Genomic DNA, 19,852 nt, shown 5'->3' with positions numbered 1-19,852 from the left:
TCCCGCATACCCGGCCCGTTCAGAACCTGCCGCTGAAACCGATGATCAGACTGCGGCCACGACCGTACTGCTCGACAAAGGTGTTGTATCCCGACCCGGCATAACCGTAGCGACGATCCGCCAGGTTCTCGATGGTGAAAAAGAGGCGGCTGTTCCGGCTCAGCGCATAGCTGCCGTGCATATCGACCAGGGTATAAGCCTTGGTGCGGCCCCAGGTGTTCACGAAACTGTACCAGTCATAGACGGCTTCCCGCCCCTTGCCGACATACCGGCCCTGCACACCGAGATCCAGTCTGCGGCCCAGCAGCCGCATGCCCAGATCCAGGCTCGCCACCCTCGCCGGCAACAGCGTACTTTCACCATTGCCGGCACCAGTGCCATCGCCCAGCGGCTGACCGGTATGGGTGGCCGAAAAGCTGAAGCGGGCATAGGTCGATCCGGCATCGTAGCTTCCCTCCGCCTCAAGCCCGCGATTGCGGATACGGTCTGACCGGTTGACCCACATCGCGGTCTCGCCCCAGCCGGGTATCTCGACAAAGTCATTGACGATGTAGTGGCTGATGCTGTTGAAGAACAGGCCCAGATGAAACGACAGGCTGTCGTCGTCCCGCAGCAGGCCTCGTCCGGCGTAATCGGTCCCGAGGTCCCAGCCCCGGCTCTGCTCCGGCTTCAGATCGAGGTTGTTGGCGATGCCGCTGCCGACACCGGCGCCGAAAGGCACCAGCGCGAAAAAGGCTTCGTGACTGGTCGGCGGCCGAAAGGTATGTGCCCACTCCAGATGCATCTGCCAGGCCGACCCCAGTTTCAGGCGCACACCGATCCTGGGCAGCCACTGACCCGCGGCATGCGTGACCCAGTCATTGCCGCAGGCCCGGCCTTCCGCAGGGCAATCGCCCATGCCGGCACCGTAAGGCGCACGCCAGCCGTGCAGCCGCCAGCGGTCATACCGCAAGCCGCTATAAACGGCATAGCGCCCGATATCCAGCGCGGCGTCGGCATACAGGCTGGCCTTGTCCAGCACGCCGGGGTGGTTGCCGCCGCGGCGGGCATGTGTCTGGAAGTCCTCACGGTCCCAGGAAATGCCCTGCCGGGCCTGCAGTTGCAACGTATCGCCCAATGCAACCTGGATATGATTGTCGGCGCTCAGTCCGTAATTCTTGTCCTCGGTACGACGGCCGGCATAACCGCCGCCGGATCCCACGTAGGTCAAGCGGGTGTCATTGAGCCAGGCTTTCACGTCGACATCCAGCCAATCGCTGTCCGGCATATAGGCATAGGCCGCGGTCCAGGTACGATTGTCGATGCTCCAGCCGTAACTGGAATTGTCGAAGCGATTGCCATACCAGCGCACGCCCAGCTTCAGATCATGGCGGGCATCGAGCCTGGCATCCAGCTTCACCAGCCCGCTTCTCGGCACATCATCGGCGGCCTGCCCTTGTGGCCCGGAAGGAATCCTGGCGCGTCCGCCGGCCCGATAGACGCCAGTGCGGGTCCAGGCCAGTGCGGCGACGGTGTCCACCTGGCCCTCGCCGCCCCACAAGCCCTTCCAGCGCTGCCCCCAGGCCAAGGCGCCACTGTAGCGCGGACCGTTGTCGCCGGCCTTGAGACGGATCAACGCGCCGTGATCCTTGTCATCGGCGATGAAATCCGCGACTTCAAGCGTATGGAAATCGGCCGTTCCTGCCAGGGTGCCGCTGCCCTGCGCACCGGCCACGGCGCCACGACTGACTTCGATATCGGCCAGCAGCTCGGGATGCACATACAGCAGCGAGCCGCCGGACGAGGCATGGCTGGCCACATTCCTGAAGGTCTGCGGCACGCCGTCGATCATGGCATTGACCCTGCCGTAACCGGACAGGCCGCGAATATTGACCTCGATCCCGGGCTGGTCAGTGCTCTGCCGCGTGAACACGCCGGGCAGGCTGCGCAAGGCCATCTGCGGATCACCCGCAAACCGTGTCTGCAAGGTCTTGCCATCCACCACACTGCGCGCCCCCGCCTCACCACCCTGATCCCCGTCAGACTGGCCTGCGCCAGCCACGGCCAGCGCGTCGACCACCACCTCCTGCCCGCGACCTGACGTTTCTGCCGCCGCACTCCGGGGTGCCTGCTGCTCCCCATCTCCGTGAAGCGCCTTGTCATTCGCCAGGAAGACCATGGCTTGCCAGGAATGCCTGATCATCATGCGCTCAAGGTCTTGCCCTGCAGCCCCATGATCCACGGAGGTGGCGACGAGGCCTCCGGACAGCTTTCCCGGCACCGGCCTGCGCAGATCGAGACGGTCCGGCTCCCGAAGGGCCTCCAGGTCTTCGGCCCCGGTTCGTTCCGGCCCCAGCAAGGCGCAAAGCCACAAGCTGCACGCCACGCAGTACCGGAGTCCTGATCGACCCGAGATCGGCTGTCCAGCGACCGGCCGCACACCAGAACATCCGGACGTCAGAGCGGTGACGGCGACACGCCACTGCCGACCGTGTGTTAGACGGAAGGCCATGGGCCGCTCACCAGCCGCCATCACGGCGCGATGACCTGAACAAAGGCAACCCGTGGCTGTCGGCCACAAAGCCGGCCGGCTTTTTCCTGTCATCGAAAGGTTTCGCATCGACAGCACCTCCAGGGCATGGGAGACCTTGCTCCCTGAGCACCTGGCAGATCGCGGAGGCATCAGCTTCCGTTCCGGCTGAGTTGCGAAAACAGATAAAACATATCGGGACGCACGCCACGCAGCCAGCAGATAGCCCCGCCATTCACCTTCGGGTACTGCGACAGCGCGATCATCGGATCTCAGGGCCACGGCCCCCCGCATCCAACTCGTGACCGCGTTCGTGCCCCCCTTCCAGTCACGTCGCGGAAGCATCTCGCCGCTTGCTTCTGCCATGACAGGATGACGAAGGCGGCGTAGCGGCCGCGTGAGCGGCGACAGAAACGCCAGCTCGTCGACCAAGGCTTCTGTGACATTGGATTCCCGTACCCTGCCATCCAGTCACCTTTGCTGAAAATCCTCCGGGAATGGGACCTCGGCGCCTGGACCAGCCATGTCGTGACCCGATCTTCCCTGCGACGTGCAAAGCAGGACCGAAGAAGCTGATCGAAGGCTTCGTCCTTGATATCGCAAGGCAATCGGGTGATCCACGCCGGACCAGGCCTGCGCGCGGGCCCTTCAACATGAAAACCGGACGCCTGAGAACGCAGCTGCCAACACCATGTCGCTCCTCGTTGGACGGCGTTCGATTCACAGCAGGATCATGGAGTTATCTCATGCAGTCCAGCAGGCAGCCCCCGTCCGGTCCGGCTTCCGGGACATGCTTCCCGTCTTCTCGACCGCGATGATGATCGGTTCCTCAGCCATGTATGCACCGGTCAATGACTGCCAAGCCGATGCTGCACCCAGCCATGGATGCATGGCGGCCGCAAAAACGGCTTCCACCAGGCTCAACGCCTGCTTGGGATTGCCGGATCATTTATGCCCGGCCCGACAATTCAGGCAATCCTCTGCTCGAAGCGGCAGATCATCTCAAGAAACCATGATCCGACATGACAAGGCCATTATCCACCATAAAATCGCATGCTCAGGCGAACATCAAGGGCTTGCAGAGAAGCGTCTACAGGTCCATATTCGGCTTATCACGGAGCAAGTGGATAGCTAGATGCGTCATTCGTCCCAGATCAAGTCCATCGATTATCTGATGAACAATGCAGCCGAACTCCTGGCTGGACTTCCTGAAGAGCAGACGTTCATGAACAGTGTCGGTCACGGAGTGGCTGCCCACCAGAACGAAACCGCATTCGGCACGCATCTGGAGACGTTGGCACTGTTGCGGATGATGGCTGCCCGTCAGCAGGCAGCAAGCCGTGAAACCGAGGCTGCGCCCTCCGAGGTGATCACCGACCGGGCTGCCTGAGTCCCGGCACGATACTCGCGGCCACCGTGCGGGTGGCTGTTTGTTGAATATCGCTTGTCCCGGGAGCAAGCCCGGACCTGCAAACAGCGTCCGCTGGCACAGATCACGCATGGCTGTGCCCATCGCGCATCTGGCTGGATACGGAGCGCCCGGCCCAGTACGGGCCGACCCAAGGACTGCGGTACCGCCCAATGGCATGACAGGCGCGTCCTCCCGGCCTTGGCCGATGACAGGGCCGGGCAAGCATGATCCGTCCCCCTGCGTCGGTCGAGCGGATGTCCAGCGCTACTTCCGATGCCCAGCCATGCCGATGCCCGGCTGTCGCTCAGGCCTGCTCCAGCCTTGCCAGCCCCGTCTCTCCTTGCTCGCCAGCGGCCTCGCTGCTGCAGGCATCCCTCCCCGCTTGGCGAACGGTGCATCCACGCATCAGCATCCCCTTCCACAAGCCACGGCCCGGCGTGCGTGAATAACCTTGCCATCTCGATCGCAACTACTTACGATTGATAATGATTATCGTTTGCGACGAATTCCGCCTTGAGCTATTCCCCTACCGAGAGTCTGGATCGCCTGTACAGGCTGCATCATGGCTGGCTGCTGCAATGGATCGGCCGGCGTACCCGTGATCGTGAATGCGCGGCCGAACTTGCCCAGGACACTTTTCTGCGGCTGCTGAGCAAGCCTGCCGACCTGTCGCAACTCCGCCAGCAGCGCGCCTATCTGAGCACCATCGCCCATGCGTTGATGGTCAGCCACTGGCGCCGCGCCGATCTGGAACGATCCTATCTGCAGGCACTGGCCGCGCAGGAGCCCACCGCGCAGCCTTCGCCCGAGCAGCGACTGGCGGCCTTGCAACTGCTGCATGCCGTGGCGGAAAAACTCGAAGGGCTGGCCCCACGTCCCCGGCAAGCCTTTTTGCTGGCCAGGCTGTCGGGCCTTGGCTATGCCGAAATCGGCTGCCGACTGGGTGTATCCGAGCGCATGGTCAAGAAATACATGGCGCAGGCCATGCTGCATTGTCTGCGTCTGCGCACGCCCGAGCTGATCAGCGCATGACGACGCATCGGTCATCACTACCGGGAGCGGAGATCCCGGATGACGGCGCCCTGAAACAGGCCGCCGAATGGTTTGCCTGCCGGGAGGGCGGCTGGAGCGCCGAGGAATCCGCCCGCTGCCGGCAGTGGGTACAGGCAGACCCGAGTCACGAGACTGCATGGCGACAGGTTGAATCCATCTGGGCCTCGCTGGGGGGCTTGTCTCCGGCGGCCGCCCAGGCGCTCGACGAAGCCGGCCGCAAGCGCCGGACAGCCATGGTGCATCTGGGCAGCAGCGTGGCTGCCGCCGCGCTCGTCTTGCTGGGACTGCGTATCAAGCAGGAAGCATCCCGCCCTGTCCATGCCATTCGATCCATGGCTGGCCACACGCTGCAGCACTCACTGCCGGATGGTGGCCAGCTGTGGCTGAACAGTGGCAGCGAGGTCATCGTCGGCGTCACTCCAGGGCACGTGGATCTGGTCTTGCTGCACGGGGAACTGCTGTTGCAGACGGGACGGTCCGCGGCCTGCGCCCATACGCTGCGTTCCCGCCATGGCCGTCTGCACACCCGTTCTGCTCGTTTGTCCGTCAGCATGCATGCCGGGCGATCCCAGGCCGATGTCTTCTCCGGCACCGCAAGCTGGCATGCCCCCTTCCGTCGCCCTCTGCATATCCATGCCGGGCAGGCGCTTGAATGGAACACTCTGACCCCGCCCGCCCCGCGGACAGCTGATTCCATGCGCGGAAACTGGCAGACGGGCGAGCTTGCCGTCCGTGATGCCGCCCTGCCGGCAGTGATTGCCGAATTGGCCCGATATGGCATCGGCCGCCTGGACTGCGACCGGCAACTGGCCGACCTGAAAGTCACCGCCGTGCTGCCACGCTTCGAGACCGAGGCCGCCTTGCAACTGCTGGCGCATGCGCTGCCGATCCGCATCGTCCGTCACGGCCCATGGTGGATGACGGTCCAGTCGCGTTGAAAGCCGGTTCCCTTTTTCAGATCTCGTGCGGCCTTGTAGATGAGTCCATCCACAAGGCGTCTATCCCGTCATGAATGTTCCGCCCCGCCCCGTGGCGCTTGCCCGCCATCCACGTTGGCCATTGCGCTGTGCGCTGAGCCTGTCACCGCTGTTGCTGCTGCCCGCTCCCTCGGAAGCCCGGCCAGAAACCCGGCCGCTTGCTGCCGAAGCCGTGAGGTTCAAGATTCCTCCGGGTGCCCTGGCGGATGCCTTGACGGCCTTTGCCCGCCAAACCGGTCTGCGGGTGGCTGCCGACGCATCCTTGATGAGCGACCAGCGCAGTACCGGCGTCAATGCGTCCCTGCCGCCTGAACAGGCCCTGCGCCAGATACTGGCCGGCACCGGCCTCCGTTACACGCTGGAGGCAACCGGCATCGCGGTACAGCCCGGGCCCGAGAAGGCACCCGGACGCACGGCGACCCTGCAAATCTCGGGGGACGTGACGGAAGGACAGTCCACATGGGGCCTGAATGATGCCGACAGCGTCTATCTGGAAAGCGGATCCCGCGTTCACCTTGACCGCCAGCAGATCGAGCGCTTCAGGGGGCAGTCCATCGGCGACATGCTGGCCGGCGCCGTCGGCGTCTACACCGCCGACGTGCGCAATGGCGCTGCCCTCGATGTGAATATCCGCGGCATCCAGGGCCAGAGCCGGGTGCCTGTCATCATCGATGGCGGACAACAGGCGATCGATGTCTACCGCGGCTATGCCGGCGTCCAGCAGCGCAGCTATCTGGACCCGGACCTGATCAGCGAGATCAGCATCGAGAAAGGTCCGGGGCTGGCCGCCAATGCCTCGGGCGCGATCGGCGGCGTGGTCAATATGGAAACCCTGCATGCCGGCGACATCCTGTCAGACAAGCAGCGCTGGGGACTGCGCTTGCGGGGAGGTATTGCCGACAACAGCATCGAGCGTACCGATGCCTACAAGCAAGTCGCCCGCGGTGACAGCTACCGCAAGACACTGTTTGAACCCCGCGATTACAACGGCAGCCTGGCACTGGCCCATCGCAGTGAACACTGGCAGCTGGTGGCCGCCTATACCCATCGCCACCAAGCCAACTATTTTGCCGGCCGCGAAGGTGTGCACCGCTATGACAAGAAACGGTATTCCAACGGCGGCAACGGACTCAGCAGCTCCCCCGTGTCCGAGACCTTCCGTCCTGGCGACGAGGTGCTGAACACGGATACCGCCAATCAATCGACGCTGCTGAAAGTTACCTGGTCGCCGAATGCCGATCACGAGCTCGAGGCCAGCCATCGCTGGTTCAACTCCAGTTTCGGCGAAATCATGCCTTCGGCCATCGCCAGGGTACCCGAATCCACTCAGTCCGAGCATTTCGTGGACCCTCCTGGCAGCATGGTCCAGTTTCTGCCCGGACGCATGCGCCTGCAGGCCGGATCCTTGCGCCATCACTTCCATCCGCAGGACCGGGACTGGATCGATCTGCGCAGCACCTTGTGGATGACCCGCGCCACCAGCCGCATGTACAACAGCAATATCGCCAACACCCCGTTGTTCAAGCCCTACCCGACGGACGGCATACCCGATACGCTCGGCGCCACCTATGCTCCCGGCCTGCAGTCCGACGTCAAGTCACGTCGCTGGGGGCTGGACAGCAGCAACGCCAGCTACTTCCACAATGCCCTTGGCGAATGGACGCTGCGTACCGGCCTGGCGACCCAGCATGAAGATACCGCCCCCAATTCGCCGGTCGTCGCCATCGATTACAACAACAACCGCTATCTGCGCAGCGGGGTGCGCAGCGAGTCCAGCGCCGTCGCCTCGCTGCAATGGCAACCCCGGGACTGGCTGTCCCTCACCGTGGGTGGCCGCTATACCCGCTACAAGACCCGTGACCGCAACCGCATCGCCTATGTCAGTGCTTCCACGCCGGTGCGCTATACCTTCGCTCGCCTGTACACGGACGGGGCACCGTTGCCCGGGGAGTGGTACAAGGAATGGTTCCCCGACGCGCAAGGACGCTATACCGAAGCATCGCTGCGCGCCACACCCTATGCCGGCAGTACCGTCGGGCAGTCCTTCGACTTCGATGAGTACCGCCCCGACCCGCGTGGCGAGGGCGGCTTCTTTACCAAGCAGATCCCCACTGCCTGGGGCTACCAGCCGGCCATCCGCCGCTCTGGCCAGGGCTTCGCCCCCTATGTCGACCTGCGTTTCAACCTGGATCCGGACATGTTTTTCTATGTCAAATATGCGCAGGGCTGGAAAATGCCCAGCCTGTTCGAGTCCACGCTGGGCAACAGCACCTCCCGACCGGTCACTGATCTCAAACCGGAAAAAAACCTGTCCTGGGATGTCGGTTTCAGTCTGTTGAAGCACGATGTGTGGCGAGACAACGATCGACTGGCCTTCAAACTGGCCTGGTTCGACAACAACATCAAGAACGCCATCACGCGGCGCTTTGCGCTCAGCACCTGGAATTTCTACGTGGAAAACGTGGACAGTTACCGGGTCAACGGCTTCGAATGGCAGTCCGGCTATGACTTCGGCCACGCCTATGTGGACCTGTCGGCCAATTACAACCTGAAGGCCCGCACCTGCGATGCGGCAACAGCCCGCCAGATCCGCACGGCGGCCTATGCCGCCTACACGGGGGCCGACAAGACCCCCGACTGTGTCAATGGAGGCTTCGGCACCTCCTTCGTCAACAACCAGAACCCGCCACGCTATTCCATCCAGACCACCTTGGGCCTGCGTCTGCTGAATCGGCATCTGGAGGCCGGCGTGCGCCGCCTGCAGCACAGCGGACCGACCCATCTGCTGAACAAACCCTGGAACACGGGCGGCTATACCGGCCTGCAGAATGTCTATCTGGCCACCGAGGTCTATGACCTGTTCACCCAGTGGCGCATCGACAAGCGCAACCAGCTGGAATTCGTCGTCAACAATCTGCTCGACAGCTACTATCTCGACCCGATGGCGATGAGTCTGATGCCGGCACCGGGACGCACATTGCGCCTCAACTACACCTTGCGCCTGTGACCGGCCACCGTCTTTTCCCCAGACTCAGCTTTTCACGCTGGCTGATCGGATCAGTCAGCGTGATCGCTCACGGACTGGTGATCTGGCAGCTGCTGCGGATTCCGGTGCCCATACCCATCACGGTATCCAGGCCCGCCGTGCAACGGATCCAGCTGACTCTGCGACCACCGGCAGCGCCTCGGCATCCGGTGGAAACCCTTGTGGCAAAGACCCCGTCTCCGCCACGCTCGACCGCACCAAGAACCCATCGGCCGCCTCACGCCCAGCGCCCGCAGCCAGTCGCCAGCCAATGGATGCCCGCCCTCGCCCGCGCCACTGAGCCGAATCCCGACAGCGCCCCGGCTGCCGAGCTGCCTGCCCCTGCCAGCCAGCCGGCCTCACCGCCCTCGCCCTCCCTGCCGCCGGCCGACCGGACCATTCGCAGCGGCGACGACAGTTGGGAGGCGCGCCTGCTGGCGCGCCTCGAACACTATCGGCGCTACCCTGCACAGGCTCGCCGCGGCCATCAGCATGGCCTGGTCGTATTGCGACTGAAGATCGATCGTGACGGCGCTCTGCTGGCCGCCGACATCGTGCAAGGCTGCGGTCATGCCATGCTGGACCGGGAGGCATTGGCAACGGCACGGCGGGCCCGGCAACTGCCGCCGATCCCTCCAGAGAAATCGGCTCCGAGACTGGTGGATATTCCCGTTGAGTTCCACCTGCGCTGAAGGCCGGACTGACCGAGACCGAAACCAGGAGCAAGGCCCTCGTCTGATATCGGAACAGGACACGGCGATGATTGTCGCAGAACCGTCATCACAGCTGCGCCCTCGCCGACTTTCGTCAGAAAACAGCAATATTCCGGTCAATGCGCCGACGCAATTATTTCTTAACCTCTGGACCATGCCAATACGGCTCATCGTGAGCCGGTTGCATGACCACGGACAACCCAGGGGAATACCACGTTTATGAAGAGCTCGACGCGACCGAACCAGCGTACTGGTCGTAGCCACGCCTTGGCGCTTGCAGTGATGACCGCCCTGCTCGGCACTTCTGCCGTACATGCCGAAGCTTCCACCGCAACCGGTGCCGCAGCAGCCAGCCCTGCACCGAAGCAGGACACTGCCGGCAAGTCCGGCGACAGCAAGCAGCTCGAAGCGGTGGTGGTCAGCGCCAAAAACAGCACGCGCTCGGCCGTGTCCCTGTCCGGCTCCGAAATCCAGAAGATCATGCCTGGCGCCAGTGCGCTGCAGGCGATCAAGACCCTGCCCGGCGTGCTGTACATGACCGCCGATCCCTGGGGCAACAACGAGCAGAACGCCTCGATCTACGTGCACGGTTTCGGTCAGCAGCAGCTGGGCTATACCATGGACGGCATTCCGTTGGGCGATCAGCAGTACGGCAACTACAATGGCCTGAGCCCGCAGCGTGCGATCATCAGTGAAGACATCAGCAATGTGACGCTCTATTCCGGCGCAGGTGATCTGGCCACAGCCTCGACCTCGAACCTGGGCGGCACCATTGCCACCTTCTCCAGCGACCCCGATCAGAAGATGGGTGGCCGACTGGCTCAGACCGCCGGCAGTTACGGCACCACCCGCACCTATGCCCGCTTCGATACCGGTCGTTTCGGCGGCGACAACTACGCCTATGCGTCCATCCTGCACCAGGATCAGCGCGCCTGGGATTTCGATGGCCATCAAGGCGGCAACCAGATCGACTGGAAGTTCATCCACGACGGCGAGCATGGCAAGCTGACCTTCTACGGTGACTATTCGGACAAGACCGAGCCCAACGAGGACAGCGTCTACCATGGCACGGCAGCCGGTGAAGGCACTCATCGCCCCTATACCCGCGGTTTCTCCTATCCCAACTTCCAGCGGGCCCTGGGCTATCTGAATGCCAACGGCTCCACCCCGACAGCTGATGGCAACAATTACCAGGATTATTACAGCGACGCCCAGCGTACCGATTATCTGACCTATCTGAAATACGACTGGTATATCACCGACAATATCACCTGGACCAACCAGGCCTATTTCCATCATGACGACGGTGCCGGCGTGGTGGCCGGCCCCATCCAGGTCGCCGGTCTGCCGACCTTGTTCAACGCCTATTTCCCCGGGCAGGACCTCAAGCAGGTCTTCGGAAACTCCGGTTATGCGATCCGTACCACCGAGTACGACATCAATCGCCGTGGCTTTCTGTCCAACCTGAACTGGGATACCGGCGACAACCAATTCAGCGCCGGCGTCTGGTGGGAACACAATCGTGTGTCCCAGGCCCGTCGCTGGTATCCGCTGGACGTGAACAACGCTGGCGCATCCACCCCGTATACGCGTCCCGATCCCAGCACGGCGCTGATTACCCAATATATCAATGATGCTCGCAGCGACGTTATCCAGCCGTATATTTCGGACCAGTGGCATATCACCCCGAACTTCAGCCTGCAGGCCGGGGCAAAGTCCAGCTTCCAGTATGCTCAGGGCTGGTACCCCGTCCAGCCATTGGCAGGCTCTACCACCGGTGTGACCGCCTATCCTAACGGCAGCATCAACAGCCACAAGTCGTTCCTGCCTCAGTTCGGCGGCACTTGGGACATCACCGCGAACGACCAGCTGTTCTTCAACGTGCAGAAGAACATGCATCAGTTCGCCACCGCCAACAACATGTCGCCGTGGAGCCTGGGCAGCCAGGAGGCGTTTGATCTTTTCAAGCACACGGTGAAACCTGAAACGGCCTGGGTGACCGAACTGGGGCTTCGCTTCAATCATGACGTCAGCTGGGGGCCGATCACCGGCATCAGCGGCCAGGTCAGCGGCTATCACGTGAACTTTGCCAACCGCCTGCTGGGCATCAGCTCGACCTCGGTGATCGGCTCGATCAACGCCGGTGCCGGCATCATCGCCAATGTGGGCAGCGTCTCCACCAATGGCGCCGACATGGCGGCAACTTTGCATTTCGGCCGTCATTTCAGCTTCTATGACGCGCTGTCCTACAACGATTCGCGTTACAACGATGACTACACCACCGGTGGCAAAGTGGTGAATACCGCCGGCAAGAAGATTCCCGGCAGCCCGACCTGGATGAACAAGTTCATTGCCAGCTTCCATGCAGGCCGCTTCACCGCCCAGCTGGTCGGCGATGCCGTCGGCAAGATCTATGCGACCTATACCGACGACATGCATATTCCGGGCTATTTCCTGCTGAGCGCCCAGGCCAGCTATGCTCTGCCGTTCTCGGCCGATGGTCTGCTGAAGGACCCGCAGGTCGCCCTGAACATCACCAATCTGGCCGACCGCCAAGCCTATCAGGTGTTGGTCGGCGCTGCGTCAGGGACCTACAGCACCTACCCGATTGCGCCTCGCCAGTTCTTCGTGACCTTCTCCACCCGGTTCTGATCCATCAGCATGGACAGCTGAAACAGCGGCCCCGCTTCTGGCAGGGCCGCTGTTCTTTTATGCAAAGCCAGCGATGGCATACGGGTCATGCACGAAACCCCATTCGACCGCGAACCTGAAGGTGGTTCTCAGGCCCTGCCCCCAAGCTTGCGAATACTTCCCGCGACGGCATGAACCGGGCCGAAGCAGCCTTCATCCCCAGGCAGGGAAAAGACAGCACCCGCTGCAAGCAAGGCAGGCTGGATCAGCCCCGCCAGCCAGGCGCAGCTCCATCACGACCGATCCGATGCCCGATCTCGGCAAGGGTACCGGGCTTGCAGGCCATGTCGATGGCAATGGCCGAATCAGTCATATCATGGCCGACCTGACGGTTTTCAGGCTACCAGACCCGCTCAAGAATCATGATCGGTTGCCAGCAGCGCTGCTGTATCGAAGCAGCCTTCGGCCTATGGTTCATCTCAAGCAGCGACAATACCTGCACGCTCCTTCCGGCATAAATAGTTAGAATGCGTGCCGCAATCCGTACCTGATCGCTTTCGGTGAGCCTCCGATCCCGTGCTTCCGGTCGTTTCTCCCCAACTTGCCTGCAGATGGTACCCATCTTCGGCTTGAGTTCCCTATGCCCGATACCGTTCCTGTCTTTCAGGTCCGCTTGATTGCCAAGCCTTTGCCACTACCAAGTTGAACCATGACTTCAAAACCTTCCGCCGACGCCACCACCCCCGAACAACGCCAGGCCGCCCTCGATTACCACCGCTGGCCGCAACCCGGCAAGCTCGAAGTCACCGCCACCAAGCGGGTCGCCACCCGCGAAGACCTGTCGTTGGCCTATTCGCCTGGCGTGGGTTACGCCTGCGAGGCCATTGCCGCCGACCCTGCCCAGGCCGATCTGCTGACCTCGCGTGGCAACCTGGTGGCCGTGGTCACCAACGGTACGGCCGTGCTGGGCCTGGGTGACATCGGTCCCTTGGCCGGCAAGCCGGTCATGGAAGGCAAGAGCGTGCTGTTCAAGCGCTTTGCCGGCGTCGATGCCTTCGACATCGAGCTGGATGCCAAGGATCCCGAGCGGCTGATCGATATCGTGGCGGCGATGGAGCCGACGTTCGGCGGCATCAATCTGGAGGACATCAAGGCGCCGGAGTGCTTCGTCATCGAAAAGACGCTGGCCGGACGGATGGGTATTCCGGTGTTCCATGATGATCAGCACGGTACTGCCATCGTGGTCGGCGCCGCCGTCAGCAATGCGCTGGAACTGGTCGGCAAGTCCTTCGAGTCCATTCGCATGGTGGTCTGCGGCATGGGGGCTGCCGGCGTGGCCTGCGTCGACATGCTGGTATCGCTGGGCCTGAAGCCTGAAAACATCCTGGCGGTGGATCGCAGCGGCGTCATCCATACCGGCCGTGCCAACCTGGATCCCAGCAAGCAGGCCTATGCCCGCGACACCGACAAGCGCAGTCTGGCCGATGCGCTGCACGGCGCTGACCTGTTTCTGGGTCTGTCCGGGCCCGGTACCCTGAGCGGCGACATGCTGGCGACCATGGCCGCCGACCCCATCGTGCTGGCACTGGCCAATCCTTACCCCGAGATCCTGCCCTCGGAGGCTCGCGCCGTGCGTGATGATGTCATTCTGGGCACCGGCCGCTCGGACTTTCCCAACCAGATCAACAACGTGCTGTGCTTTCCCTATCTGTTCCGCGGCGCTCTGGATGTCGGCGCACGTCACATCACCACCGGCATGAAGATCGCCTGCGTCGAGGCGCTGGCCGCGTTGGCCCGACAGGCCCCCTTCCAGCCCGGAGCGCCCGAATTTGGCCGCGACAGTCTGATCCCCAATCCGCTGGACCCGCGTCTGCTGCTGGAACTGCCCGTCGCCGTCGCCAAGGCCGCGATGGACGACGGCGTCGCCAGCCGGCCGGTGGCCGACATGAACGTCTATCGTCAATGCCTGGCCAGCCTGTCAGCCCGGCTCAATGCCGGTCTGGCCGAGGACGGCACCGTCTGAATCCCCGGGGCGGCGAGCCAAGCCGCCCCGTCACCAGACCGGGCCATGCCTGCAGGTCCGCCCCGGTCTGGAAATCGGCACCCGCTGCAAGCTCGAGGTCCGGTCCTTGGCGCTGACTGAAGGCCACGACCCGATACGCGATCAGGCCATGCCGTCCCACTCAGGCGTGTCCTTTGCCACCATGGGCACGCGTGGCCAAGGCCACGCCCGACAGCAGGCAGATCACCGCCAGCACCTCGATTGGGGTCGGTCCACGCTGGTGCCAGACAAAGGTGTACAGCAGAGCGAACAAGGTCTCGAACACCACCATCTGCCCTGACAAGGCCAGCGGCAGCCGCTGGCTGGCCCGGTTCCAGCAGGCATTGCCGACCACCGAGGCCAGCAGTGCCGTGGCCACGCTGATGCCGGCAAACAGCGGCCAGCCCGAACCGGGATGCAAGGCCGCCGGACCTGAGCTCATGATCAATACCGGTATCAGCAACGCCGATTCCGCACTGGTCACCAGGCCGGTCAGCAAGGACCATTGATGACCGCTGATATCCGATCGCCGGGCAAGCCAGCGACTGTTGCCGATGGAATAGCCCGACCACGACAGCAAGGCGCCGATGGCACAACCCAGTCCCAACAGACGGATGCCCAGGGGGTGCTGCGAGACCTCATGGCCCAGCGCCTGACAGGCGATCAGCACCACTCCGGCGATGCTGAGACCCAGTGCCGGCAATAATCGAACCAGCGGCGTGGCGCCCGGACTGCGGCAGGAGGCCAGCGCGACCACCAGCGGCACCATGCCGACGATCAGCGAACTGGCCGCACCACCGGCCATCTGCACGGCCATCACCAGCAGCACGAAATAGACCAGATTGCCGGTCAGGCTCAACCAGGCCAAGGCTTTCCATTCCGCCATGCCGATCCGCTTGCGCAGCGATGGCACATGCGGTGCCAGCAAGACGGCAGACAGCAAACCGTAGGCCAGATAGCGACCGATGCAGATCTGCAACGGGGAGCAGTCCTTGAGCAGTACCGGAGCGATAAATACCAGTCCCCACATGGCACCGGCCATAGCGCCATTGAGGATACCGCTAGACAGGGAGGATCTCATGTCTGGTTGCCACACAAATCGGCGACACAGCATAACGGATATGAGCCACTGGCTGCAGACGTCCATCGGGACAGTCGCTGGCGATCCGGCAACCCGGCCTGGGGCCAAGGCCATGGAACACCCCTGTGCGGCTCGTATTCAGCCGCCGCCGGCATCATGAAAGACCCGCGCACGCTTGCACAGGCTGGCAGTGCCAGTCATCGATCAGCCTGGACGGGGGCCGAGGCCCCGCTCGCCAACGGAGGACATCGCATGGACACGAAGACTTTTCTGATCACCGGCGCAGGCAGCGGCTTTGGTCGCGAGGTAGCCTTGCGACTGGCCGCCAGCGGCGACCATCGAGTCATTGCCGGGGTTGAGATCGTGGCTCAGATACAGGGCTTGAGGGAGGAGGCCAGAGCACGCGGACTGCAGCTGCAGGTGGAAAAACTGGATGTGACGGACGAGGCGGACCGCCAGCGGGCCAGGCACTGGGACGTCGACGTGCTGCTGAACAATGCCGGCATTGCCGAGGGCGGGTCCAGCCTGGATATTCCGGCCGACAACCTGCGCCGCCAGTTCGAAGTGAATGTCTTCGGCCCCTTGCTGCTGAGCCAGATCGTCGCCCGCCGGATGATGGCCCGCCGCAGTGGTCGCATCGTGTTTATGTCTTCGGTGGCAGGCCTGACCGTGGACCCGTTCACCGGCGCCTACTCCGGATCCAAACATGCCGTGGAGGCCTTCGCCGAAGCCTTGCGGTCCGAGCTGGCGGAATTCGGCGTCGAAGTGGCCACCGTCAACCCCGGCCCCTTCCTGACCGGCTTCAACGACCGCATGTTCGAGACCTGGCGCCATTGGCAGGACGACCCGGCACAGCGGGTCTTCAATTACGAAAAGCTGGCTTTTCCGCATCGCCAATATGATCCGGAGCCGGTGTTCGAGACCACCTTGCAGGTCCTGCTGGCATCCGATCCGCCTGGTCGCAGCGTCATTCCCGCCGCCTTGGTCGATCAGGTCCGCAAACAGCAGACCGAGAGCTGGACCCGCAAGGTTTCGGAGGGTCTGGGCGAGCAGCCCGAACTGGTTCGCGCCGCCTATGAGCTGACGCCGGAAACTCCAGCGGAGAAATAACCTGCTTCCATCGATCCAGAACCCGCCACTCACCCTCGCCGCCTGCGTCCGTGGCGGCGGCTCACGGCGGCGAGGTCTGCCTTGTCGGTTCACCATGATGCCTCCCGCGTTGCCGTGGCATGATGGGGCCCGGCTGGCAGCCAACTGCCGTCATCCCTCGTCTACGCAGATCATGTCTCCCGTCGAAGCCACCGCCGTCGCTGTATCGCATGACAAGGGCCGGGGCCACCGGCATGGTGGCGGGCCGTCTGCGGAAAAGATGGAACGCCCGCTGGTGGCAGGTATCGGCTTCCGGTCCGGCGTCGATGCGATGACCATCGTGCGCGCCCTGCACTATGCCCTGGGCCAGTTTTCGCTCGAGCAGCTGACGGTGCTCGCCACCCTCGATCGCAAGGCCGCCTCGCCCGCATTGCAAAGCGTTTGCCGGCAGCACGGCCTGGATCTGCGGGCCATTTCGACAGGGCAGCTGCAGACCTTCTCGACCGCCGGTCTGAGTGCATCGGCCGCCAGCCGGCATCTGGGATTGCCTGGGGTTGCCGAGCCCTGCGCGCTGATCGCTGCCGGGCCGGGAGGCCGGCTGGTGCGGGCCAAGTGCTCGCTGGACGGCGTCAGCGTCGCCTTGGCCCTGGCCGCAGCACCCCGCGCAGTGACTTTGCCGTGATCGCCCATTTGGCTTAGGCTGGCGAGTTGCAAGGTCCGCTGGCGGTAGTGCCCGGTCCAGGTCGGCCACGCTCCGACCGCCTTCCGTCTTCCAGGAATTTCCGCGACATGAAAATCGACCCCGCCGCCCATCAGAAAATGGTCGAAAAACGCCAGGAAGGCCACCAGAAGAAACAGGCGGCAGCCACCCGCGAAAAAGGTCTGCTGATCGTCCATACCGGCACGGGCAAGGGCAAGTCCACGGCCGCCTTCGGCATGGCCGTCCGCGTGCTGGGACATGGCATGCGCCTGGGCGTGGTGCAATTCATCAAGGGTGCCCTGCATACCGCCGAGCGCGATTTTCTGGGCAGCGTCGCCGAATGCGACTTCGTCACCATGGGTGACGGCTATACCTGGAACACCCAGGACCGCGAGGCCGATATCGCCACCGCGCGCAAAGCCTGGGCCGAGGCGGAGCGGATGATACGCAGCGGGGATTACCAGATGGTGATACTCGATGAGTTGAACACCGTGCTGAAATACGCATATCTGCCACTGGACGAGGTGCTGGCCGTGATCGGGGCACGTGATCCCATGCTGCATGTCGTCGTCACTGGCCGCCATGCCCCCGAGGCCTTGCTGGAGGCTGCCGACCTGGCCACCGAGATGCGCGTCATCAAGCACCCTTATCGCGAGCAAGGCATCAAGGCCCAGCAAGGCGTCGAATTCTGAGCATGCCGGACTGCCCCGCCCTGCTGATCACCGCACCCGGTTCCGGTCATGGCAAGACCACGGTCACGGCAGCGCTGGCCCGCTGGCACCGGCGTGCCGGTCGGCGGGTGCAGGTGTTCAAGACCGGCCCGGATTATCTCGATCCGATGGTGCTGGAGCGTGCCAGCGGCCGTGCCGTGTATTCGCTGGATTTGTGGATGACAGGTGCCAAGGAATGCGCCCGCCTGCTGGCCAGGGCCGCCGCCGAGGTCGACCTGATCCTGATCGAAGGCGTGATGGGCTTGCATGACGGCACGCCCAGCAGTGCCGACCTGGCCCTGCACTTCGATCTGCCGGTGCTGCCGGTCATCCAGGCCAAGGGCATGGCCCAGACCTTCGGGGCGCTGGCTCTGGGTCTGGCCCGCTACCGTGAAGGACTGCGCATGCATGGCGTACTGGCCAATCGCGTTGGCTCCGTCACCCATGCCGCGATGCTGCGCGAATCCCTGCCCGATGGCATCCCCTGGCTGGGCCAGCTGCCGGCCGACACAGGCTTCGAGCTGGCTGAGCGGCATCTCGGCCTGCGCCAGGCCGGCGAAATCGAAGACCTCGACGCGCGCCTGGACCGGGCCGCCGATGCGCTTGACGGTCAGGCCATCACCAGGCTGCCACCTGCCACGACCTTCAGCGCCCCGCCCGCAAACCCGTTGCCTCATGATCTGGCCGGTCATCGCATCGCCATCGCCCGGGATACCGCTTTCGCTTTCATCTATCCGGCCAATCTCGACCTGTTGCGCGCGCTGGGCGCCGAACTGCTGTTCTTCTCGCCGCTGGCCGATGAATCCGTACCGGCCGATGCCGATGCGCTGTATCTGCCCGGGGGTTATCCCGAGCTGCACGCCACCGTCCTGGCGACGAACAACTGCAGCGCGACCTCGATCCGTGCTTTCGTCGCCAGCGGCAAACCGGTGCTGGCCGAGTGCGGCGGCATGCTTTATCTGCTCGAGGAGCTGCAGGATCTGCAAGGGCGCCATCACCCCATGCTGGGGCTGCTGCCGGGCAAAGCCGTGATGCAGAACCGCCTCGCGGCCCTCGGGCTGCAGCAGCTGGATACGGCCCTGGGTCCGCTGCGGGGGCATTGCTTCCACTACTCCCGCATCAGCACGCCGCTCCCGCCCTGGTGCCAGGCCCGGCACGCCAGCCGCAATCGTGACGGCGAGGCCGTATATCGACATGGCGCGATCACGGCCAGTTACATGCACGGCTATTGGCCGTCCAATCCTCAACTGATGACAGCGATTTTCCATGGCCGAGCCTTTTAGCGATATCGAGCGTGCCGCGGTCTACAAGGCGATCCATGAACGCCGCGACATGCGCCACTTTCTGCCCGACCCGATAGCCCCCGAGATCCTGCAGCGCCTGCTGCTGGCGGCCCACCATGCGCCCAGCGTCGGCTTCATGCAGCCCTGGCGGGTAATCCGGATCACCGATCCGGCACTGCGCAGCGCCCTCGCCGCCATCGTGGAGCAGGAGCGGCTGGCCACCGCCGAGGCACTGGGCGAGCGCGGCAATGCCTTTATGAAACTCAAGGTGGAAGGCCTGCGCGAGTGCGGCGAACTGCTGGTGATGAGTCTGATGGACGGCCGTGAAGCGCATGTCTTCGGCCGCCGCACCCTGCCCGAGATGGATCTGGCCTCGGTATCGTGCGCGATCCAGAACCTGTGGCTGGCCGCTCGCGCCGAAGGTCTCGGCATGGGCTGGGTCTCGCTGTTCGATGTCGATGCGGTGCGCCGCCTGCTGGGTATTCCGGCCGGCGCGAAGCCGGTGGCCCTGCTCTGTCTGGGCCATGTCGAGACCTTCTATCCCTCGCCGATGCTGCAGCAGGAGGGCTGGCGCCAGCGCATGGATCTGCAGGACTGCCTCAGCGAGAACGGCTGGGGTCTCTGAATGC

General features: G+C 63.7%; 13 protein-coding genes and 1 pseudogene. 12 read left to right on the top strand and 2 right to left on the bottom strand.

Annotated features, from left to right (window positions below):
• Positions 1-19: 19 nt before the first annotated feature.
• Entirely contained in the window at positions 20-2,185 is a 2,166-nt protein-coding gene (locus FRAAU_RS06505) for a TonB-dependent receptor domain-containing protein (RefSeq protein WP_169314750.1), read from the bottom strand.
• 1,459 nt (positions 2,186-3,644) lie between these two features.
• Here FRAAU_RS06505 and FRAAU_RS06490 point away from each other — a divergent pair.
• The 7 genes and pseudogenes from FRAAU_RS06490 to FRAAU_RS06455 all read left to right on the top strand — a co-directional run.
• Positions 3,645-3,899, top strand: coding sequence for a hypothetical protein (locus FRAAU_RS06490; protein WP_014402756.1), 255 nt, complete (start codon positions 3,645-3,647; stop codon positions 3,897-3,899).
• Positions 3,900-4,433: 534 nt separating this feature from the next.
• Positions 4,434-4,952 carry a sigma-70 family RNA polymerase sigma factor gene (locus tag FRAAU_RS06485; RefSeq protein ID WP_014402755.1) on the top strand — a complete coding sequence of 173 codons (519 nt, stop codon included), beginning with the start codon at positions 4,434-4,436 and terminating at the stop codon, positions 4,950-4,952.
• A complete protein-coding gene (locus FRAAU_RS06480; RefSeq protein ID WP_014402754.1) occupies positions 4,949-5,911 on the top strand; it encodes a DUF4880 domain-containing protein in 963 nt (320 codons plus the stop codon). The genes FRAAU_RS06485 and FRAAU_RS06480 overlap by 4 nt, the downstream gene beginning before the upstream one ends.
• A 70-nt stretch (positions 5,912-5,981) precedes the next feature.
• Positions 5,982-8,957, top strand: coding sequence for a TonB-dependent receptor (locus FRAAU_RS06475; RefSeq protein WP_014402753.1), 2,976 nt, complete (start codon positions 5,982-5,984; stop codon positions 8,955-8,957).
• A gap of 59 nt (positions 8,958-9,016) precedes the next feature.
• Positions 9,017-9,667: an energy transducer TonB family protein gene (locus FRAAU_RS06470; protein WP_156803357.1), complete on the top strand. Its 651-nt coding sequence runs from the start codon at positions 9,017-9,019 to the stop codon at positions 9,665-9,667.
• 240 nt (positions 9,668-9,907) lie between these two features.
• Positions 9,908-12,340: a TonB-dependent receptor gene (locus tag FRAAU_RS06465; protein ID WP_014402752.1), complete on the top strand. Its 2,433-nt coding sequence runs from the start codon at positions 9,908-9,910 to the stop codon at positions 12,338-12,340.
• Positions 12,341-13,028: 688 nt separating this feature from the next.
• A pseudogene (locus FRAAU_RS06455) lies at positions 13,029-14,306 on the top strand (malic enzyme-like NAD(P)-binding protein); the annotation flags it as partial.
• Between the two features lie 196 nt (positions 14,307-14,502).
• Here FRAAU_RS06455 and FRAAU_RS06450 read toward each other — a convergent pair.
• Complete coding sequence (locus FRAAU_RS06450) at positions 14,503-15,441, bottom strand: DMT family transporter (protein WP_014402750.1); 939 nt, start codon at positions 15,439-15,441, stop codon at positions 14,503-14,505.
• Between the two features lie 252 nt (positions 15,442-15,693).
• Here FRAAU_RS06450 and FRAAU_RS06445 point away from each other — a divergent pair, with 252 nt between their 5' ends.
• The 5 genes from FRAAU_RS06445 (at position 15,694) to bluB (ending at position 19,848) form a co-directional block, all read left to right on the top strand.
• Positions 15,694-16,551 (top strand): SDR family oxidoreductase, encoded by an 858-nt coding sequence (locus FRAAU_RS06445; RefSeq protein WP_014402749.1) that lies wholly within the window; start codon positions 15,694-15,696, stop codon positions 16,549-16,551.
• Between the two features lie 172 nt (positions 16,552-16,723).
• Entirely contained in the window at positions 16,724-17,212 is a 489-nt protein-coding gene (locus tag FRAAU_RS06440; RefSeq protein WP_014402748.1) for a cobalamin biosynthesis protein, read from the top strand.
• 107 nt (positions 17,213-17,319) lie between these two features.
• Positions 17,320-17,922, top strand: coding sequence for a cob(I)yrinic acid a,c-diamide adenosyltransferase (gene cobO, locus FRAAU_RS06435; RefSeq protein ID WP_014402747.1), 603 nt, complete (start codon positions 17,320-17,322; stop codon positions 17,920-17,922).
• 2 nt (positions 17,923-17,924) lie between these two features.
• Positions 17,925-19,223, top strand: a complete 1,299-nt coding sequence (locus tag FRAAU_RS06430) for a cobyrinic acid a,c-diamide synthase CobB (protein WP_014402746.1) — start codon at positions 17,925-17,927, stop codon at positions 19,221-19,223.
• Positions 19,207-19,848, top strand: a complete 642-nt coding sequence (gene bluB / locus FRAAU_RS06425) for a 5,6-dimethylbenzimidazole synthase (protein ID WP_014402745.1) — start codon at positions 19,207-19,209, stop codon at positions 19,846-19,848. The genes FRAAU_RS06430 and bluB overlap by 17 nt, the downstream gene beginning before the upstream one ends.
• Positions 19,849-19,852 lie beyond the last annotated feature (4 nt).

It is taken from the genome of Frateuria aurantia DSM 6220, assembly GCF_000242255.2.
GTDB classification, from domain to species: domain Bacteria; phylum Pseudomonadota; class Gammaproteobacteria; order Xanthomonadales; family Rhodanobacteraceae; genus Frateuria; species Frateuria aurantia.
Note: the sequence above shows the minus strand (reverse complement) of the source record. Positions and strands in the feature narration are given on the sequence as shown.

Bases quoted from the DNA above. Each gene is read 5' to 3' on its own strand.
- FRAAU_RS06445 (WP_014402749.1), top strand. From the start codon at position 15,694: ATGGACACGAAGACTTTTCTGATCACCGGCGCAGGCAGCGGCTTTGGT.
- FRAAU_RS06505 (WP_169314750.1), bottom strand. From the start codon at position 2,185: ATGATGATCAGGCATTCCTGGCAAGCCATGGTCTTCCTGGCGAATGAC.
- FRAAU_RS06465 (WP_014402752.1), top strand. From the start codon at position 9,908: ATGAAGAGCTCGACGCGACCGAACCAGCGTACTGGTCGTAGCCACGCC.
- FRAAU_RS06430 (WP_014402746.1), top strand. From the start codon at position 17,925: ATGCCGGACTGCCCCGCCCTGCTGATCACCGCACCCGGTTCCGGTCAT.
- cobO (WP_014402747.1), top strand. From the start codon at position 17,320: ATGAAAATCGACCCCGCCGCCCATCAGAAAATGGTCGAAAAACGCCAG.
- bluB (WP_014402745.1), top strand. From the start codon at position 19,207: ATGGCCGAGCCTTTTAGCGATATCGAGCGTGCCGCGGTCTACAAGGCG.
- FRAAU_RS06490 (WP_014402756.1), top strand. From the start codon at position 3,645: ATGCGTCATTCGTCCCAGATCAAGTCCATCGATTATCTGATGAACAAT.
- FRAAU_RS06440 (WP_014402748.1), top strand. From the start codon at position 16,724: ATGTCTCCCGTCGAAGCCACCGCCGTCGCTGTATCGCATGACAAGGGC.
- FRAAU_RS06480 (WP_014402754.1), top strand. From the start codon at position 4,949: ATGACGACGCATCGGTCATCACTACCGGGAGCGGAGATCCCGGATGAC.
- FRAAU_RS06450 (WP_014402750.1), bottom strand. From the start codon at position 15,441: ATGAGATCCTCCCTGTCTAGCGGTATCCTCAATGGCGCTATGGCCGGT.
- FRAAU_RS06475 (WP_014402753.1), top strand. From the start codon at position 5,982: ATGAATGTTCCGCCCCGCCCCGTGGCGCTTGCCCGCCATCCACGTTGG.